The sequence below is a fragment of the Nocardiopsis sp. SBT366 genome (genome assembly GCF_001083815.1).
In the GTDB taxonomy this organism is placed as follows: Bacteria; Actinomycetota; Actinomycetes; order Streptosporangiales; family Streptosporangiaceae; genus Nocardiopsis; species Nocardiopsis prasina.
This window is the reverse complement of sequence record NZ_LAVM01000011.1, coordinates 36689-54728: the sequence shown is the minus strand read 5'-3', so window position 1 is coordinate 54728 and position 18040 is coordinate 36689. Positions and strand designations below refer to the sequence as shown.

General features: G+C 71.0%; 17 protein-coding genes and 1 tRNA gene. 10 read left to right on the top strand and 8 right to left on the bottom strand.

From position 1 onward, the window contains the following. Nucleotides 1-5 precede the first annotated feature (5 nt). Entirely contained in the window at nucleotides 6-479 is a 474-nt protein-coding gene (gene sufU / locus ADX84_RS05245) for a Fe-S cluster assembly sulfur transfer protein SufU (protein WP_017545101.1), read from the top strand. Continuing rightward, entirely contained in the window at nucleotides 480-857 is a 378-nt protein-coding gene (locus ADX84_RS05240; RefSeq protein ID WP_017545100.1) for a metal-sulfur cluster assembly factor, read from the top strand. A 78-nt stretch (nucleotides 858-935) separates the two neighbouring features. Here ADX84_RS05240 and ADX84_RS05235 read toward each other — a convergent pair whose 3' ends face one another. After that, the gene (locus ADX84_RS05235; RefSeq protein ID WP_049568358.1) at nucleotides 936-1694 is read right to left on the bottom strand and encodes a DUF2470 domain-containing protein; all 759 of its coding nucleotides are present in this window, start codon (nucleotides 1692-1694) and stop codon (nucleotides 936-938) included. 121 nt (nucleotides 1695-1815) lie between these two features. Further along, entirely contained in the window at nucleotides 1816-4143 is a 2328-nt protein-coding gene (locus ADX84_RS05230) for a hypothetical protein (protein WP_049568354.1), read from the bottom strand. A 620-nt stretch (nucleotides 4144-4763) separates the two neighbouring features. Here ADX84_RS05230 and ADX84_RS05225 point away from each other — a divergent pair. Further along, complete coding sequence (locus ADX84_RS05225; protein ID WP_199776475.1) at nucleotides 4764-5705, top strand: SGNH/GDSL hydrolase family protein; 942 nt, start codon at nucleotides 4764-4766, stop codon at nucleotides 5703-5705. 135 nt (nucleotides 5706-5840) lie between these two features. Here ADX84_RS05225 and ADX84_RS05220 read toward each other — a convergent pair whose 3' ends face one another. The 5 genes from ADX84_RS05220 to ADX84_RS05200 all read right to left on the bottom strand — a co-directional run bounded on the left by ADX84_RS05220 (nucleotide 5841) and on the right by ADX84_RS05200 (nucleotide 10769). Then, on the bottom strand, nucleotides 5841-7013 hold the full coding sequence (locus ADX84_RS05220; protein WP_049568348.1) for an EAL domain-containing protein: 1173 nt from the start codon (nucleotides 7011-7013) through the stop codon (nucleotides 5841-5843). Between the two features lie 182 nt (nucleotides 7014-7195). Continuing rightward, nucleotides 7196-8434 (bottom strand): beta-ketoacyl-ACP synthase II, encoded by a 1239-nt coding sequence (gene fabF, locus ADX84_RS05215; RefSeq protein ID WP_049568345.1) that lies wholly within the window; start codon nucleotides 8432-8434, stop codon nucleotides 7196-7198. Between the two features lie 131 nt (nucleotides 8435-8565). After that, nucleotides 8566-8808: an acyl carrier protein gene (locus ADX84_RS05210; RefSeq protein WP_049568342.1), complete on the bottom strand. Its 243-nt coding sequence runs from the start codon at nucleotides 8806-8808 to the stop codon at nucleotides 8566-8568. Between the two features lie 93 nt (nucleotides 8809-8901). Next, complete coding sequence (locus ADX84_RS05205) at nucleotides 8902-9858, bottom strand: beta-ketoacyl-ACP synthase III (protein ID WP_049568338.1); 957 nt, start codon at nucleotides 9856-9858, stop codon at nucleotides 8902-8904. 2 nt (nucleotides 9859-9860) lie between these two features. After that, a complete protein-coding gene (locus tag ADX84_RS05200) occupies nucleotides 9861-10769 on the bottom strand; it encodes an ACP S-malonyltransferase (protein ID WP_049568335.1) in 909 nt (302 codons plus the stop codon). Between the two features lie 330 nt (nucleotides 10770-11099). On the opposite strand from ADX84_RS05200, the gene ADX84_RS05195 reads away from it, so the two are divergent. Further along, nucleotides 11100-12347 carry a CdaR family transcriptional regulator gene (locus ADX84_RS05195; RefSeq protein ID WP_049568332.1) on the top strand — a complete coding sequence of 416 codons (1248 nt, stop codon included), beginning with the start codon at nucleotides 11100-11102 and terminating at the stop codon, nucleotides 12345-12347. Nucleotides 12348-12643: 296 nt separating this feature from the next. Beyond that, complete coding sequence (locus ADX84_RS05190; protein ID WP_082206300.1) at nucleotides 12644-13579, top strand: hypothetical protein; 936 nt, start codon at nucleotides 12644-12646, stop codon at nucleotides 13577-13579. Between the two features lie 93 nt (nucleotides 13580-13672). On the opposite strand, the gene ADX84_RS05185 is transcribed toward ADX84_RS05190, so the two are convergent. Continuing rightward, complete coding sequence (locus tag ADX84_RS05185; protein WP_049568326.1) at nucleotides 13673-15340, bottom strand: alkaline phosphatase D family protein; 1668 nt, start codon at nucleotides 15338-15340, stop codon at nucleotides 13673-13675. 128 nt (nucleotides 15341-15468) lie between these two features. Here ADX84_RS05185 and ADX84_RS05180 point away from each other — a divergent pair, with 128 nt between their 5' ends. The 5 genes from ADX84_RS05180 (at nucleotide 15469) to ADX84_RS05160 (ending at nucleotide 18024) form a co-directional block, all read left to right on the top strand. Next, on the top strand, nucleotides 15469-15879 hold the full coding sequence (locus ADX84_RS05180) for a secondary thiamine-phosphate synthase enzyme YjbQ (protein WP_017545088.1): 411 nt from the start codon (nucleotides 15469-15471) through the stop codon (nucleotides 15877-15879). A 181-nt stretch (nucleotides 15880-16060) separates the two neighbouring features. Next, nucleotides 16061-16486 (top strand): DUF3052 domain-containing protein, encoded by a 426-nt coding sequence (locus ADX84_RS05175; protein WP_026129353.1) that lies wholly within the window; start codon nucleotides 16061-16063, stop codon nucleotides 16484-16486. A 134-nt stretch (nucleotides 16487-16620) separates the two neighbouring features. Next, on the top strand, nucleotides 16621-17088 hold the full coding sequence (locus ADX84_RS05170; protein ID WP_049568322.1) for a peroxiredoxin: 468 nt from the start codon (nucleotides 16621-16623) through the stop codon (nucleotides 17086-17088). A 52-nt stretch (nucleotides 17089-17140) separates the two neighbouring features. Then, a tRNA-Val gene (locus ADX84_RS05165) sits at nucleotides 17141-17214 on the top strand. A 189-nt stretch (nucleotides 17215-17403) separates the two neighbouring features. After that, complete coding sequence (locus ADX84_RS05160; protein ID WP_049568316.1) at nucleotides 17404-18024, top strand: GyrI-like domain-containing protein; 621 nt, start codon at nucleotides 17404-17406, stop codon at nucleotides 18022-18024. Nucleotides 18025-18040: the final 16 nt, after the last annotated feature.

The following is an 18040-nucleotide window of genomic DNA, read 5'->3' as shown; positions in this document are numbered from 1 at the left end:
TGACCATGCAGTTGGACGCGATGTACCAGGAAATCATCCTGGACCACTACCGGAACCCGCACCACAAAGGGCTGCGCGATCCGTACAACGCCGAGGCGCACCACATCAACCCCACCTGTGGGGACGAGGTGACGCTCCGGGTGACGCTGACCCCTGACTCCGGTTCGGAGCTGGACGAGAGAGCCGTCGTCAGCGACGTCTCCTACGAGGGGATGGGCTGCTCGATCAGCCAGGCCAGCACCTCGGTGCTGACCGACCTGCTCATCGGCAGGACGGTGGCCGAGGGGATGACGACCCTGGACGCGTTCACCGAGCTGATGCAGTCCAAGGGCAAGGGTGAGCCGGACGAGGACGTGCTGGAGGACGCCGTGGCGTTCGTCGGCGTGTCCAAGTACCCGGCTCGGATCAAGTGCGCCCTGCTGGGGTGGATGGCCTGGAAGGACGCGGTGTCGCAGTCCTTGGAGAAGGAAGGCGCCTGAATGAGCGACAACGAGACCACGAAGACCGAGACCGCCGAGAAGCCCGAGGCCGCTCCGCTCTCTCCTGAGCAGGAGGCGCTGGCCGAGGAGATCGGAGAGGCGCTCAAGGACGTGATCGACCCGGAGCTCGGCGTGAACATCGTCGACCTGGGTCTGGTCTACGGGGTGAACCACGACGACGAGTCGATCACCCTGGACATGACCCTGACCAGTGCGGCGTGCCCGCTGACCGACGTGATCGAGGACCAGGCCAACAGCGCCCTGGACGAGTTCGAGCGCGAAGTGAAGATCAACTGGGTCTGGATGCCGCCGTGGGGTCCGGACAAGATCACCGACGACGGCCGGGACCAGCTGCGCATGCTGGGCTTCAACGTCTGATCCGACCCTGTCGGAGCGCGGGCCGGGACCCCCTGGGGTTCCGGCCCTTCGTGTGTCCGGGGTCGCTGGCGCCCACGTTCAGCACCGGTGCCGGTCGAGACCGGCCAACTCCTGCACCTCGTGTGCGACGTCGTGCGGTGTGCGTGCCGGTCTTCTGAAGGGGATGCGGACGTCGTGGTCGCCGTCCGGGCCCTCCAGCCGCAGCCGCAGGCCGTGCCGGTCCACCCCGAGCGGTCGGGGCCGTCCCGGCGGGAGCTGGGCTCCGCAGTGGTTGACCAGCGCCCAGAGCACGTCGGGGTGGTCGTCCTCCAGGTGACGCAGCCAGGGACCCTCCCAGCGGCCGAAGGGGTCGGCCGCCGCGTCCGTGAACTCCTCCGGGTGCAGCAGGTGGCAGCCGTCGTGGTCGGAGTGGATGATCAGGTGTGGGTCCATGACGATCAGGGTGCGGCCGTGGCCCAGGTCGAGCAGGCGTTCGTCGGGGTCGTCGGCCAGGGCGGAGAGCGCGCGGTCGCGGGCCTCGCGGGGGGAGGGGAGGCGCAGCTCGCCGCAGATCCACAGCAGGGACCGGGTCGGGTCGCGCAGGTCCACCGGGGCCGTGTCGGTGAACTCGATGGTGGCCTCCAGCACCCCCTCACCGATCTCGGCCAGGACGCGGTGCTGGTCGGGGACGAGCAGGGTGACCTCGCCCTGGAACGTGGTGTGGCAGACGGCTCCGGTCAGGTGCAGGGAGACGTCCGCGCTGGTGACCGTGGCCGGGTTGGGGCGGGAGAGAACCGAGCGCGCCCGCTCGGCGGGGGAGGGCGTGAGGGAGTTCGGGTACGACAGCAGGAGGACCACCTCAAATCAATTAGGTAAGGCTAACCTACATCCTGCGGCTTCGGTTCGGAACCCCTCACACGCGCCAACGACGAGGGGCCGCACCGGAACGTGTCCGGTGCGGCCCCTCGTGACCAGGTGTCTAGTGCGTGGCGAACATGGCCGAGCGCAGCTCCCCGGCGATGTCCTCGTCCCCGCGCATGGAGAGCGCCTCCAACAGCGCCTGCGGGTCCGCCAGCGACTCGTCGCCGTTGTCGGTGATGCGACGCGACAGGATCCTGAGCGCATCCTCCGTCGCGGCCGGTGCGGTGTACCCGATCAGGTGCAGCGCACGCGCGGCCGGAGGGTGCCCGCTGAGGTCCCCGGCGGGCAGCTTGCGTGCGTCCAGACGGTCGCCGGAGACCGTGATGAACATACGGTCACCCGGCTGGGCGGCCTGGCGGCGCAGCAGCGGGCGAAGGGAGTCGAAGGCGGGCTGGTCGCGCCAGACCAGCACGAGCAGGTCGGCGCCGGGAGCGGTGAGGCAGAGCAACCGGCCGGGCTGCAACCCCAGATGGGTGGCGTATCCGGTGGGTACGGCCACCGGTGCGCCGTTGAGGTGGTCCGCGGTGATGTCGATGCGGTGCCACCAGCGCCCGTCCGGAGCACGGAAGCAGCGGGCCGAGGCGGCCGGGTCGCTCGCGCCGGGGCGGACCGGGGCGGCGTGCGCCGGGTGCGCCACGGGCGCAACCGGTGGCGGGGCCAACGGTACGGGCGGGAGGTCGGGCACGAACCCGCCCTGGTCGTGGGCGGGTCTGTGGTGGTGGACGTGTTCGGGGGCGTGGGTGACGGGCTCGGGACCCGGCTGGCCGTCGGGGCGGCGCCGGATCGGCAGGCCGTTCTCGGTGGTGGCGCCGGACCCCTCGGTGGAGTGGCCGTCGCCGGGGGCCTCCATGGGGACGGAGGTGTCCACGTACACCTGGCCGTCGCGCAGGCTCACCCCGGGGGTGCTGAGCAGCCAGGCGCGCAGCTCCTGCTGGCGAATGCCGATCCGGCCCAGGCGGATGCTCGCCTCGGTCAGGTTGGGCGCGTCGCCGCCCAGCAGCTCACGGGTCTGCCACCGCAGCTTGTGTGGGTCGTCGGCGATGAGCCAGCCGTTGTGCATCCGCCGGTCCGTGAACAGGGTGATGATCACGCGCCACAGCGGCGTGTGCAGCGTGGGCACGTCCACCGGGTGGTCGGGGTGCGCGTTGATGAGCCGGTCGATGGTGGTCGCCGAACCGAGCTGCTCGGACAGTTCGCGCAGGTGCCTGGTGATGGAGGCGCCCTCGGGGGAGCCCAGCCAGCGCAGGAGGCGCTCCTCCACCTTGCGTTGGGCTCCGCGTATCTCGGTCACGTCCACCGAGATCTGTTCGGAGAGCACCCGGATGCTGATGGGGTCGGTGGCGAAGAGCCGCTCGGCGGCCACCGTCCGCTCCAACTCGGGCCAGGAACGGAACATCTCCTCGACCTGGTCCACCAGCGGGTGCTGGCCCAGGACGGGTGCCGGGGGCTCCTCGACCCGTTCGGGTGAGGGCGCCTTGGTCCTGCTGAAACTGGGGCGGCGCAGGGTGCGTCCGGGGCCCAGGAGCGAGCTGCGGAACTGCGAACGCAGGTCTCCGACACCGCTGGACGTGGGAGCGGCGGCCTCGCTGCTCACCGCCTCGGCGCTCAGTGCCGATCCGGGGATCATCGCGGCCGAGCTGACCATGCCGCCGACCGCCGCAGGGGCCTCCACCACGGGGGCGGGACGCTGCTCGACGTGTTCGACGATGGGCTGCTCCTGGTCCCGCTGGGCACGTAGGGCGCGCAGGGTGCGGATCGCGCGGGTGGCCGGGGTCTGCGGCGGGTTCGCCGGGTCCTCGGAGTCGCCGTCCCCGCTGGGCGCGTCACCGGTTCCGGTGGCGGTCTCCAGGTAGTCCAGCGCGCTGCGCACGTGTTCGGGAGCGGAGTCGGGCAGCCAGTGCGCGATGGTGCGCACGGCCTCCGTCATCAGCGCGGGGGAGGGGGTGGGGCCGCCGGGGAGCTCGCAGCAGGGCTGGAGCGCACGCCAGGCGACGGTGCTCACGATGTCCAGGACACCGCAGCCCGAGAGCCGCCACTCGTGCATCTCCTGGGGGCTGGACGCGATGAGGCGGTCCCAGTCACCGGCGGTGGCGAAGACCGCGCCGCGGACCGGTTCGGCGAGGTCGGAGCAGTCCACGTGCTGGGTGCGCAGGCTCGGCAGGAACTCGGAGAGGGCGATGTGCCCCCAGTGTTCGACCGCGAGGCGGGCCAGGCCGTTGGCGAGCCAGGGAGGGCCGGCGATGTCCAGGACGCGGGTGACGGGCAGCGAGTACCACCAGCCGTCGATGAGACGGTCATGGTGGAGCAGGGGTGCCACATCCGGCGATCTCGACCACCGCAGGGCGGGTGCGAGGTCGACGAGGCAGATCGGAGAGACGGCGTTCATCCGCTGGGGACCTCGACCTCCTGGTGTCTGCACGTGAATTGGGGAGGAACCGCACGGGCCTTCGGTTCGATGCACCACAGTACGCGCCCTTGACCCGGAGGAGGACGGATCTTGAACCGGCTCGGTCGTTCCGCGTGGGGGCACGGCGGGCCGAGGGACAGGGGTGCCGTGAGCACTTCTCCGAGATCGTACGTGCCCCGGGCGCTCATGGGTAGTCCCAGGGTGACCGGGTCCACCGATACCCGGAGGTGACCTCGGCGTGTGATCACCGTGACAAAGGAGTTTCGCCCTGAAAGGCCATCAAGCGCTGTGAGTTACCTCATAGCGGACTTTCGGCTCTTCTCGGGCGCTCCGGGCGTTGTCCTCTCAGCGCTCCGGGGCCGTGTGTGAGCCCGGCGCGCTGACGTTCGGCGCGGGTATGCTGGATGGGCACTGTCCTCGCCCGAGCGCCCCCCGGCCGGGTGCCCGCGACGCGGCTCACCTCGGGGCCGACGGTGCTCGGACATTCGGGCCAGCGGCACACCGCGACCCGCCCAAGACTTCCGTTCCCACGCACCCCGGCGCATGGCAGGCGCGGGGACGGTCGATCCGGATGATTGGTTGACGTGACAGACCTTGAGATGAATCCCCCCGCTGCTGCGCCCGCGGACAGACCGGAGCTCATCCGGTCCTACGTGGCGATCGGTGACAGCATCACAGAGGGGATGGAGGACGACAGCGGCCCCGGCGGCGACTACCGGGGGTTCGCGGACCGCCTCGCCGAACACCTGGGCACGCTCTCCCCGGACTTCCGCTACGCCAACCTCGGCGTCCGAGGGCGTCGGATGAAACACATCTTCGGTGAACAGCTCGAACAGACCCTCGCCTGGAAACCCGACCTGGTCACCGTGCTCGCGGGCGGCAACGACGTCCTCCGCCCCGGCGGCGACCTCGACGAGCTGGCCGAGAAGTTCGAGTGGGGCGTGCGCCAGCTGCGCGACGCGGGCATCCGCGTGGTGATCCTCGCGGGCCACGACACCGGGTGGATCCCCGTCCTGCGCCTGTACCGGGGCCGGATCGCGGTATTCAGCATGCACATGCGGGCCGTGGCCGAACGCACCGGGACCGAGATCGTCGACCTGTGGGCGCTCAACGCCCTCAACGACCCACGGGCCTGGAGCGACGACCGGCTGCACCCCAACGGCGCCGGACACCAGATCGTCGCGGCGCGCGTCGCCGACCTGCTCGGACACCCGATGGGTCCGCCCGAGTCCTGGACCGACCCGTGGGCGACCCCGCCCCAGCAGCTGCCCCGCATCCTGCGCCGCAGGGAGGGCCGCCGTTGGGCCCGCCAGTACCTCGTTCCGTGGCTGCGCCGCCGTGCGATGGGCCGCTCCTCCGGTGACGGCCTGCTGCCCCGCCGTCCCGAGCTGGACTACCTGCACGACGAGCAGACCCGCGACCAGCTGCGGGAGGAACTGCGCAGGAGCGGGGCGGACACGCACTACAACGACTACTCGGCGGACGACACACCCCCGACCAGCAGTCCCTCGGGCACCAAGGGCCCCGAGCCCCTGCGCTGACCCCACCGGATCCGCGTACCCCCGCCGTGGCCGCGCCCCCTGTCCTCAGGGGGTGGCGGCCACGGTGCCGTCCAGGGGCGGCGGGGCCGTGGGGAGCTCGGTGGTGGGGGAACGGGCTCCCCGCTCCCACCGGGTTCACTGGCGGGACAGCGACTGGATGAGGTCGCTCACGTGCACGACCCCCACGCACTGGCCGTACGGGTTCGTCACGATCAGGTCGTCGTAGACCCGCTCGCGGTCCCGCCCTGCCACTCGCAGCGCCGAGATCGCCGACATCCACGCGGGCACCGTCCGGGGCGACTCCGCCAGCCGCAGGGCCGGGCGCTTGGCGTGCAGCGCGTGCCCGTACCGTCCGGTCACCGACAACAGGAACCGGGTCCGGTCGATGACACCCGTCGGCCGCTCCCGGTGGTCGATGAGGACCACGCTGTTGAGCGCGGTGTCGCCGGTGAACGCCTCAAGGACGTGCTCGCCCGTGGACTCGGCGTCGAAGTCCAGCGGAGGCACCATGAACTCGGTGACCCTGGGACCGGCGTCGGTGTCGTCCAAGGCGGTGGCCGCCGGTTCCGGCACCGGGGTCACCCTCTCGCCGGGCCGCCAGTCCGGTTCGGCGAAGAACGCACCGCTGCCCAGCCGTACCCCGCACTCGCGCAGGCGCACGATCTCCTCACCCCGGGCCACGCCGGAGGCCATCGCGTACACGCCGCTGCTGCGCCCGATCCGGGCCAGCCCGTCCACGATCCCCCCGTTGCGCTGGTCGCCGTCGATCCCCGACACCAGGACCGGGTCCAACCGGATCAGGAACGGGGTCGCCTCCACGATCAGGTCCGGCCGGGCCATCGCGGTGCCGAAGCCGCAGCGGAACCCGAGCGAGCGCAGCCCCGAGACGGCCGTCAGCACGCAGGCCCGGGGCAGGTCCACCAGGTCCGCGGTGAGCATCAGGGTGACGTCGCGCGGGCGGCGACCGGCCCGGCGCAGCGCACCCTCGACCAATCCGGGCAGATCGGTGCCGTCGACGAGCGCGGACGAGGGCAGCGGCAGGACCAACGGCAACAGGCTCTCGACACCGGCCCCGGCACGCACCAGCGAGGCCAGCCACTCGGCCACCATCGCCGACCCGCCGCCCTTCCCGTCCGGGCGGCCCAGCCCCGCCGGTACGGCGGCCACGACCTCAACGGCCACCACGGCACCGGAGTCCAGGTCCACGACGGGGCAAAAGGCCGGGCCGCGACGACGACGGCCGGGCCGGTCGTCGTCGCCGGGGCACGGTGGGGCGTGTGACTGGGGCAGTGTGGACACGTCATCCATGGTCGCGCGCGGGACGCGCCCACCTGAAGACCCTCGCGGCGGAGTTCAACCGTTCTTGCGGCACGGGCCGCCGAACGTTCACGAACGGTTGACCGAGGTCACGGACACGACAGTGGGCGTCACCGTACGGTGACGCCCACTGGAGGACCAGGTGCCGCAGCGCGGGGGCGCGGCCGGTCGGATCAGGCGCGGCGGAAGGCCACGGCGATGTTGTGGCCGCCGAAGCCGAAGGACTCGTTGACGGCGGCGACGTCCCCGCTCGGCATCTCCCGGGGCTTGTCGCGGACGATGTCCACGGCCACCTCGGGGTCGAGCTCGGAGATGTTGATGGTCGGCGGGATCAGGCCCTCATGCAGGGCCAGGATCGTCGCGATCGACTCCACCGCGCCCGCGCCGCCCAGGAGGTGCCCGGTCATGGACTTGGTGGAGGTCACCGTGACGCGGTCGGCGGCGGAGTCGCCCAGCGCCGTGCGGATCGCCCGGGTCTCGCCGACGTCCCCGGCCGGGGTCGACGTGGCGTGCGCGTTGACGTGCACGATGTCGCTCGGCTTGAGGTCGGCGTCGGCAAGCGCCTGGGTGATGGCGCGGGCCTGACCGGCGCCCTCGGGGTCGGGCATGACGATGTCGTGGGCGTCGTCGGTGTAGCCGACACCGGCGGCGTGGGCATACACGTGCGCGCCGCGCTTGGCGGCGTGCTCGGCCGACTCCAGGATGAGGATGCCCGCGCCCTCACCCATGACGAAGCCGTCGCGGTCCTTGTCCCAGGGACGGGAGGCGGTCTGCGGGTCCTCGTTGCGCGTCGACAGCGCGCGCATGGAGGCGAAGGAGGCGATGTTCAGGGGGTGGATCGCGGCTTCGGTGCCGCCCGCGATCACCACGTCGGCCCGGCCGGCGCGGATCATGTCCACACCGTTGGCGATGGCCTCGGCGCTGGAGGCGCAGGCGCTGACGGGGGCGTGGGCGCCCGCGCGCGCGGTGAACTCCAGGGCCACGGCGGCGGCCGGGCTGTTGGGCATGAGCATGGGCACGGTGAACGGGGAGACCCGCTTCCAGCCCTTCTCACGGAAGGTGTCGTACTGCTCCAGGATGGTGAGGATGCCACCGATCCCGCTGGAGACCACCACACCGAGACGGAGGGGGTCGACGTCGGGGGTACCCGCGTGGTCCCACGCCTCCTGCGCGGCGATGAGGGCGAACTGCTGGGTCCGGTCGAGGCGGCGCAGTCTGGGGCGCGGCAGCTTCTCGGAGGGTTCCTGCGCGATCCGCCCGGCGAAGTGCACCGGAAGCTTCTCGTGCCAGTCCTCCGGCAGCATGCTGATCCCGGAGCGGCCGTCGAGGAGCGCGGACCATGTGGTCGCGACGTCACCCCCGAGGGGGGTGGTGGCGCCGAGGCCGGTGACGACGACATCGGTCTTGGACATGATCCGATCGCCCTTCTCGTGGGTCGATCCCGGCGCGTGTGCCGGGAGGCGTGGCGAATGAGTGGGTCTGGGGCGTCCTGGTGGGGACTGGCGGGCCGCCGGGCCGGAGTGTGGCCCGGCGGCCGGACACGCTACTTCTGGATGAAGTTGATGACGTCCTGGACCGTCTTCAGGTCCTTGAGCTGGTCGTCGGGGATCTCGACGCCGAACTTGTCCTGCGCGGCGACGGCGATCTCCACCATGGACAGCGAGTCGATGTCCAGGTCGTCCACGAAGGTCTTCTCCGGGGTGACCTCGGCGGGGTCGGTGCCGACGATCTCCTCGACGATCTCGCCGAGGCCCTTGAGGATGTCCTGCTCGCTGTGCTCGGCCATGTTGTTTCTCCTTGCTTGACGCTTGACGAATGTGGTGTCGGGTGGCGGTCCCGAACGGCAGCGGGCGAGCCCGCCCGGCCGGGACCGGAAGGATCAGGGGATGCGGATCACCTGTGCGGCGTAGACCAGGCCCGCACCGAATCCCAGAGTGAGCACGATGCTCCCCGACGGCAGTTCCCCGCGTTCGACCATGCGCGACAGCGCGAGAGGGATCGAGGCGGAGGAGGTGTTGCCCGCGGTGACGATATCGCGGGCCACGAGCGCCTGCGGCGCCCCCAGCTTGCGCGCGATGGACTCGACGATCCGCAGGTTGGCCTGATGGGGAACGAAGGCGGTGAGCTCGGACGGCTCCACGCCAGCGCGCTCCAGGGCCTCCAGGGCCACCTTGTACAGCTCGGTGGTGGTCCACCGGAAGACGGCCTGGCCCTCCTGGTGGAGGTACTTGCCCTCACGCAGGTGGATCGTGTCGGCGCGTTCGCCCGAGGAACCCCAGACGACCGGTCCGACACCGTGGTCCTCGGAGGCCGAGACCACGGCGGCCCCGGCACCGTCGGCGAAGATCACACAGGTGGACCGGTCCTGCCAGTCCACCCAGTCGCTGAGCTTCTCCGAGCCGATCACCAGGACGTTGCGGGAACTTCCGACCCGGACGGAGTCCGAGGCCAGCCCCAGCGCGTAGACGAAGCCCGCGCAGGCCGCGTTGACGTCGAAGGCACCCGGGGCGGCGATGCCGAGCCGGGCGGCGACGGTCGCCGCCGTGTTGGGGATCTGGTCCTGCACGGTGCAGGTGGCCACGATCACCAGGTCGATGTCCTCGGGGGAGAACCCGCCCGCGGCGAGCGCCTTGCCTCCGGCGGCCACGGCCATGCTCGCCACGGTGTCCTCGGGACCCGCGACGCGACGCTCCCTGATGCCCACACGGCTCTGGATCCACTCGTCACTGGTGTCGACACGGGCTTCCAGATCGGCGTTGGTCACGACCCGCGACGGCTGGTACTCGCCGAAGGAACGGATCGAGGCGCCGCCGGGTGCGCTCGGGACGTTGAACATGCTCAGCCTTCCTGCTGGCCGCTCGCGGGGGAGATGGTCCCCGCGTGCTCCTTGATGAGGGCACCGGCGCGTTCGAGGTCGTCGGGGGTCTTCACCGCGAGGATCTCGATGCCGCGCAGCGCGCGCTTGGCGAGCCCGGTGAGGGTACCCGCCGGGGTCAGCTCGATGAACGCGGTCACTCCGAGGTCGGCGAGCGTGTCGGTGCACGCGTCCCAGCGGACCGGAGAGGAGATCTGCGAGACCAGACGCTCCAGGTACTCGGCGCCGCTGTCGACCACGGCGCCGTCCGCGTTGGACAGCAGTCGAACGCTGGGGTCGGCCGGGGTGAGGCCCTGGGCGGCGGCCCGCACCCGCTCCATGGCCGGGGCCATGTGCTCGGTGTGGAACGCGCCCGCGACGGACAGGGGACGCAGCCGGGCCCGCTCGGGCGGGTTCTCGGCGAACGCCGCCAGCTGGTCGCTGGTACCGGCGGCCACGATCTGCCCGGAGCCGTTGTCGTTGGCCGGGGTCAGACCGGCGGCCTCGATGGCGGCCAGCACGTCCTCGCGCTGACCCCCCAGGACCGCGGTCATCCCGGTCTCGGTGCGGGCGGCGGCGTCGGCCATCCCGCGGCCGCGCTCGGCGACCAGGGCCAGCGCGTCCTTGGGGGAGAGCACACCGGCCAGCGCGGCGGCGGTGAACTCACCGACGCTGTGACCGGCCGTCGCGTCCACGAGGGAGGGCGAGGCGGGCAGCGGTGCCCCGGGGGCGGACGGCGGGCCGAGCAGCGCGGTGGCGGCCGCCAGACCGGCGCTGACCAGCAGCGGCTGGGCGACGGCGGTGTCACGGATCTCGTCCGCGTCCGCCGTGGTGCCGTAACGCACGAGGTCGAGACCGGTCACCTCGGACCACGACGCGAACGTCTCGGCCATGCCGGGGAGTTCGAGCCACGGGGAGAGGAATCCGGGAACCTGGGCGCCTTGGCCTGGAGCAACGATTACAAGCACGACATCAACCTTGCCCTGTAGGAGATCACCAGTTGGATGGGGAGAGACACGAAGTTCACCGGACACCGTTTGTAGGTAATCCACAAAAGGACGCCGGTCATGTGCCCACAAACCCGAAACAGGTGGAGGAGATCACTTTCCGACGGTACGCGGGGCCGTCCGCGGCTCCCTCCCGGACCGGGTCGACCCGGGGGGTGACGGCCGACACGGAGGCGAACCCGGGACCGTGTGCGGAGAGGATGCGAACCTAGACGAGTGAACACCGAACCCCGACCGACCGAGGACGGCGCGAGCGCGCCGACCGGGAGCGGCGCCCCACAGGACAAGATCCGCGCCGAGACCGTACGACGCCTGGAACGCTCCATGGGAGCGCTGGGCACCGCCGCCGTGAGCCGAATGGAGGAGCGGCTCGGCTGGTTCCGCCGGATGTCGGCCCAGGACCGCTCCTGGATCGGCCTCGTGGCCCAGTCCGGGGTCGCCGCCTTCGTGGACTGGTTCCGTGACCCCGACCGCGGTCGGCCCGCGATCACGGTGGAGGTGTTCGGCACCGCCCCGCGCGAACTCACCCGCTCGGTCTCCCTCCAGCAGACCGTCGACATGATCCGCGTGGTCATCGAGGTGGTGGAGAACCAGGTCGACGACCTGGCCGCTCCCGGAGGCGAACAGCAACTGCGCGAGGCCATGCTCCGCTACACGCGTGAGGTGGCCTTCAGCTCGGCCAAGGTCTACGCCCGCGCGGCCGAGGCCCGTGGCGCCTGGGACGCGCGGCTGGAGGCGCTGATCGTCGACGCGCTCCTGCACGGCGACCAGGTGGAGGGGCTCCAGACCTGGGGTTCGGCGCTGGGGTGGTCGCACACGCCGGTGATCGCGATGGCCGGGGACATCGGCGACGAGGACGGCGGGAAGGTCATGGACGACCTGCGTTCGGCCGCGCGCCGTCTGGGCTACGACGTCCTGGCGGGCATGCAGGGGCGCCGAGTGGTCGTGGTGGTGGGGGTGGGTGACCGCCACCCGGTCGACGATCTCCCGATCGAACCCGTGGAGCCCCTGGCGGGGTTGTTCGGGGACGGGCCCGTTGTGGTGGGCCCGGCCGTGGCCGACCTGCACGCGGCGGGTTCGTCGGTGCGGTCGGCGGTGAACGGTCTGCGGGCCGCGGTGGCCTGGCCGGACGCGCCCCGGCCCGTGCTCGCGGACGACCTGCTGCCCGAGCGCGCGCTGGAGGGTGACGCCGAGGCCCGGCAGCAGTTGGTGACGGAGGTGTACCTGCCCCTCCAGGGAGCCGGTTCGCCTCTGCTGGACACCTTGTCGGTGTACCTGGAGCACGCCTCGTCGCTGGAGGCCACCGCGCGCATGCTCTTCGTGCACCCGAACACGGTGCGCTACCGGCTGAGCCGGATCTCCGAGCTCACCGGGCACATCCCCTCGGACGGCCGCGGCTCCTTCGTGCTCCGGGTCGCGGTCGCCCTCGGCCGTTTGTCCGAAACCCGTGACGGAACACTCTGATGTCCGGTGTCGGCCAAGTACGAGAGAGTGACCTCCACCACGTCGTAATCTGATCGTTGCCTCCCTTTTCCGTTGGTTTATGGAAGTTTCACCAGCGTCGGGTAGGTGTGTAACTGACTGTGCGCGCCCGGGGACTACGCGAAAAGAGATAGCTTTGATACGGGCAGGTTGCAGGTGGAGCCACAGACGACGAAAACCCTCGGGCGTCGCTCCCCGCACCGCTCCGTCACGACGTTCTTGGGGGGTCCAACGCTGTGGTCGAGCGACCGAGGAAGAGGTTCCGGATACTACGCCCGGTGATCGATTTCGTACTCCAACCCACGCAGGAGGGTGAGCTGCGCAGACGGGTGCTGTTCTGGCTCCCCGCGCCGCTCCCGGTCCTGGGACTGGTGTACCTGCTGGTGGGCGGGGCGATGTCCGCCGCCGGATGGACGATACTGCTGGCCGCGAGCGTGGGCGTGGGAACGCTGCTGCTCGCGGTGATCGTGCAGCCCACCCCGCTTCCCGAGGGGCTGGCCCCACCGGTCTCGGCCCGCCGCTCCCTGCACCGGTTCCGGCAGTTCACCCAGTTGCGGGTGGCACTGGCCCTGGTACCGGTGGTCATCGGCGCCGCCGCCGCGATCGCGGGCGGAGGCATGTACCCGCTGTTCGCCGCGCTGGCCCTGGCCTGGCCGCAGCTGCTGCTGGCCATGCCCACGTTCTTCACCATCACCAAGGCCCGTCGCGCCATGGAGGCCTGGGGCACCACCGCCTACCTGTGGCACGCCCTCTCACGCCCCGCCAGGGTCACCTGGCCGGTCCTCACCCCGCTGGCCCGCTCCTACCGCGCCTGGCGCACCGACCGCGCCCGCCGTCTGGCCCGCCAGAAGCAGGAGGACCAGCAGCAGGACCAGGCGTGGAAGGAGGCCGTCGACGAGGAGAAGCGCAACCCCACCGAGACGGCGGCCCCCGTCGGGGACGAGCCCGGGACCGAAGGGCCCCGGCTCCAGCGCACCCGCAAGCTGCACGCCCTCCCCGAGGAACTGGACGACCAGGACAACGAGCCCACCACGCTGCTGCCCAAGCCCGAACTGGTCGAGACCGAGGACACCCCCTCGGCGGGATCGGGCACGCGCGGCACGGTCAACCGGGCCGCACGGCAGCTCCTGGAGGAGGGTGGCGCGCTCGGCCTGAGCGTGCGCAACCGGCGTCGAGGGCACGCCAACCGCCGTCCGCCCTCGCACAAGCCCTAGGGCCATCCGGCCGGGACTCCCGGCACGAGCGGTCCGAAGTAGCTCCGGCGGCGCCCAGACGGGCGCCGCCGGAGCTACTTCGTTTTCCAGGGTTCAGACACGGGTGCGGCGTCGGACCTCGGGAAGGGCGTCGTCCCCGCCCTGCGGGCAGTGGTACCAGAGGGCCTCGGCCTCGCGGCCCTCGAAGACCACCTCACCGATGGTGTTGCCGAAGTAGGGCCGCTCCTCCAGAGCCCAGGACAGCGGGCTGCGGCGCACCCCGGCCAGTCGTGTCATGACCCTCCCTGCGACGTGCAGGGGCCAGCTCGCGGACAGCGTGGCGGCACGGCGCAGGTTGGGAGGGAGCTGGTTGCACAGCGCGGAGGAGACCAGCTGGGCGACCCGGGAGGTCGTGCGCCCCTCGCGCGCACGCGCACGCGCCAGATAGGAGAAGTGGACGTCCCCGCCGAGCAGGAGGACCGTGGCGGGCGCCGGACCCCGAGCGCCACGGGCGACGTCGAGCACGGCGTCCGCGAGTCGGTGGAAGGAGTACTGGAAGGCGCCCCAGTGCTCCAGGTCCAGTGCCTGGCGCAGGCGCTCCGCGGGGCCCCGCGCGGCCGAACCCCAGGCCCCCGCGCACACGGCCTCGTTCCAGGCCTCCAGGTGGTGCACGGAGGGCGGCAACAGGATCGGAACGGTGGAGGCCACCACGAGGTGGTCGGGGCCGCCGGTGAGGTGCCGGTCCAGCCAATCGTGCCCCTCGGCGCCCAGGATGGACCGTGAGCCGCCGGAGGGGTCGTCCTCCTCCAGTGACCGGCCGCAGCGGGTGTCGGCGACCAGGACCCGCACGTCGCCCAGGTCGTGGTGGTGGCTCCACCGGTACGAGGAGGGCTCGTCGTGCGCACGCCAGGCGAAGGAGTCCACGGTGTCACCGGCGTCGGTTCCGCGATCGCGGTGGTCCCGCACGGACGCCCACAGTGGGTCCTTGGCGCGCGCCTCGGGGGAGAGGTTGCCCACGTGCTGGTACACCCAGTAGGCGCCGATGCCGCTGGTCACCCGGGTGCGCCACCACGGCTTCCGGTCCATCGCGCCGCGCCAGGCGGCCGAGGTGTTCCAGTCGTCACGGATGTCGTGGTCGTCGAAGACCATCAGCGTGGGCACGGTGGAGAGCAGCCACCGCACCTGGGGGTCGGACCAGGCCTGGCGGTAGAGCTCGGCGTACTCGTCGAAGCGGACGACCTCGTCCTCGGGGGCGCCGTCAGGGTCGACCTCGCCGCGCCTCTCCCTGAGGAAGGCCCGCATGGGCTCCTGGACCTCGTCGGCGTAGACCTGGTCGCCGATCAGCAGCAGGACCTGGTTGTCCCCGGTCGCGCCCTCGCGGGCCAGACGGCGGGCGGTGGCGCGGAGCATGTCGGGTCCGTAGCGGACCAGTCCCTCCGGAGTGTCACCGGTGGGGGTGTGGCAGGAGCCGTACAGCAGTCTCGTCGGCGCACCGGGGGACAGAGTGCGCAGGACGCTGGGCGGCAGCGGGCTGTCGGGTTCGGGCCACACCCGGTCCTCACCGAGGAAGACCTCGTAGGGGAGGACGGAACCCGGCGCCAGGCCCTCGATTTCGCACACGGCGTAGTGGTGGCCGTGGACCGTGAAGGTGCGGCTGGCCGAGATCGGCCCGCCGTCCACGCGAACCCGGACGTGACAGGGGGCGTCCGTCTCCACCCACACCGTCGCCGTGGTGGGACCCACGTGGCGAAGCACGGGTCCCAAAAGTAACGAGACAGTCACCCTTATCCCTTCTTTCGTCCAGTTTCACACACGTCGGAGAGGAGTATGGCCCCTTCAGGGGGCTTCGGCCACCCGCGGATTCACAGGTGATGGTTGCACCGGGGGCCAGGCTGCGCGAAGGTGTCGCTATGCGGACACTGATCCTTGAGCTGCACACAGGCGGATCGGAGAGCGTTACCGACATCACCGCGCAGTGCGGTGACTTCGTCGCCGAGAGCGGCGGCGACGGCCTGCTCAACGTCTTCGTCCCGCACGCGACCGCGGGTGTGGCCATCATCGAGCTGGGCGCGGGGTCCGACGACGACCTCCTTGCCTCCCTCGACGACCTGCTGCCGGCCGACGACCGGTGGCGCCACCGACACGGGTCCCGGGGACACGGACGCTCGCACGTGATGCCGGCGTTCGTCGCACCGCAGACCACGGTGCCAGTACTATCCGGCAGACTCGAACTGGGAACGTGGCAGTCCATCGCGATCGTGGACCTGAACGTGGACAACCCGGATCGGCAGGTCCGGTTGTCCTTCCTGGAGTCCGGATGAGCTGATTCGACTCGGGCCGGGTTCGGCCGCGCGTTGACGGGATATGCCACTAGCGTGTGAACTAGGCCATCAGCGATGGTTACGGACCCACGTGACGGGCGACAAAAAAAGCCCGGCATCGTTGTGACAACTGCTTCGTGCAGGCAAGATTGAGAAAAACCATCTGTGGAGGAGAACTTTCGTGAGCGCGACCGCGGGCCAGGCACAAAGCGAACGCGGCTTGGCTGACCGACTCGGATTCAAGCCGGGTCAGGTGGTGCAGGAATTCGGGTTCGACGACGACGTCGATGAGGGACTGCGCGCTTCCATCGCCGAGCTTACGGGCGAGGCACTGGTCGACGAGGACTTCGACGGCGACGTCGACGCGGCACTGCTGTGGTGGCGGTCCGACGAGGAAGGCGACCTCACCGACGCTCTGATGGACACCGTGACGACCATCGCCGACGGAGGGACCATCCTGGTCCTGACCCCGAAGGCCGGTCGTGAGCTGCACGTGTCCCCCAACGACGTGGCCGAGGCCGCTACCACCTCGGGCCTGTCCCAGACCAGCGCGGTCAGCATCGGCGCCGACTGGTCGGGCACCCGCCTGGTCGTTCCTAAGCGGTGACGGACACCACCCGCACAGGGTGAGACGTCCGGCGTCGCGCGTCCCGGCAGACTCGGACGCGCGGCGCTGAGGGGCGCCCGCCGACCGGCGGGCGCCGGTACCGGCCCGCGCGGCCACCCGACACGAACGCGAGCATGACCGACACCGTCACCGTGGGCGCCCGCGCGCCCGAGTTCAGCCTCCCGGACCAGTACGGCCAGGACACCGTCCTGAGCTCCCTGCTGGGCGGCCCCGTGCTCATCGTGTTCTACCCGTTGGCCTTCTCCGGGGTGTGCTCCGGGGAACTCGCCGACCTGCGTGAACACCACGACGAGCTGCGGGACCTCGGGGTCACGGTGCTGGCGGTGTCCGTCGACTCGACCTTCGCCCTGCGCACCTGGTCGGACCGCGAGGGCTTCCCCTTCGCGCTGCTCGCGGACTTCTGGCCACACGGCGCGACCGCCCGCGCCTACGGGGTCTTCGACGACCAGCGGGGAGTGGCACGGCGCGGCACCTTCCTCGTCGACGCAGAGGGCACCGTCCGCTGGGCGGTGCACACTCCCGTCGACCGTCCCCGGGACGTCGGCGAGTATGTCGCCCAGGCACGCCACCTGGCCGGATAAATCCGGCGCGAGGACCACCACGAAGCGGTATGATCTCTCGCGACGCACACAAGGGCGCGTAGCTCAGTTGGTTAGAGCAATTGCCTTACAAGCAATAGGCCAGGGGTTCGAGTCCCTTCGCGCCCACTCGACTTCGAGACGACCCCGTTCGGGGGCCTTCGGCCGCCTCACCGGGGCGTCTCGTCTTTTTCTGGGGGACGATCCCCGGCCCCCTCGTAGTTGGCTTGGCCTGGATCCACGTGGAAGACCGTGAACCGGAGGCTCCCGGACGACACCGGGAGCCCGGGTCCGACACAGGCGGAGCGGGGGCGGCGAATGGCGGACAGGGCCGACTTCAAGCGGAGCCTGGACTCCTACCAGGCGGGGCGCGGCCGGTTCCGAATCCTCGAGGTGCCCGACCTCCGGTATCTCATGGTGGACGGCCACGGTGACCCGAACACCACCCCGCTGTTCGCCGAGGGCATCGAGGCCCTCTACCCGGTGGCCTACAAGCTCAAGTTCGCCAGCAGGCGCGAGCTCGGCCGCGACTACGTCGTACCGCCCCTGGAGGGGCTGTGGTGGGCACGGGACATGGAGGCCTTCACCGTCGCCCGGGACAAGTCACGGTGGGACTGGACACTGATGCTCATGGTCCCGGACTGGATCGACCCGGACATGGTGACCGCCGCCGCCCAGGAGGCGGGGCGCAGGAACCGGCCGACGCGACTGGACGACGTCCGCCTGGAAGAGCTCTCTGAGGGACGCTGCGTGCAGACGCTGCACGTGGGCTCCTTCGACGAGGAGGCCGAGGTGCTCGCGCGGATGCACGACGGGTTCATCCCGGAGCACGGTCTGCGGATGGTCGGCAGGCACCACGAGGTCTACCTGAGCGACGCCCGCAGGACCGCCCCCGAGAAGCTGCGCACCATCCTGAGGCAGCCGGTCACCGACCGCTGAGCGGCCCCGTTCCGGT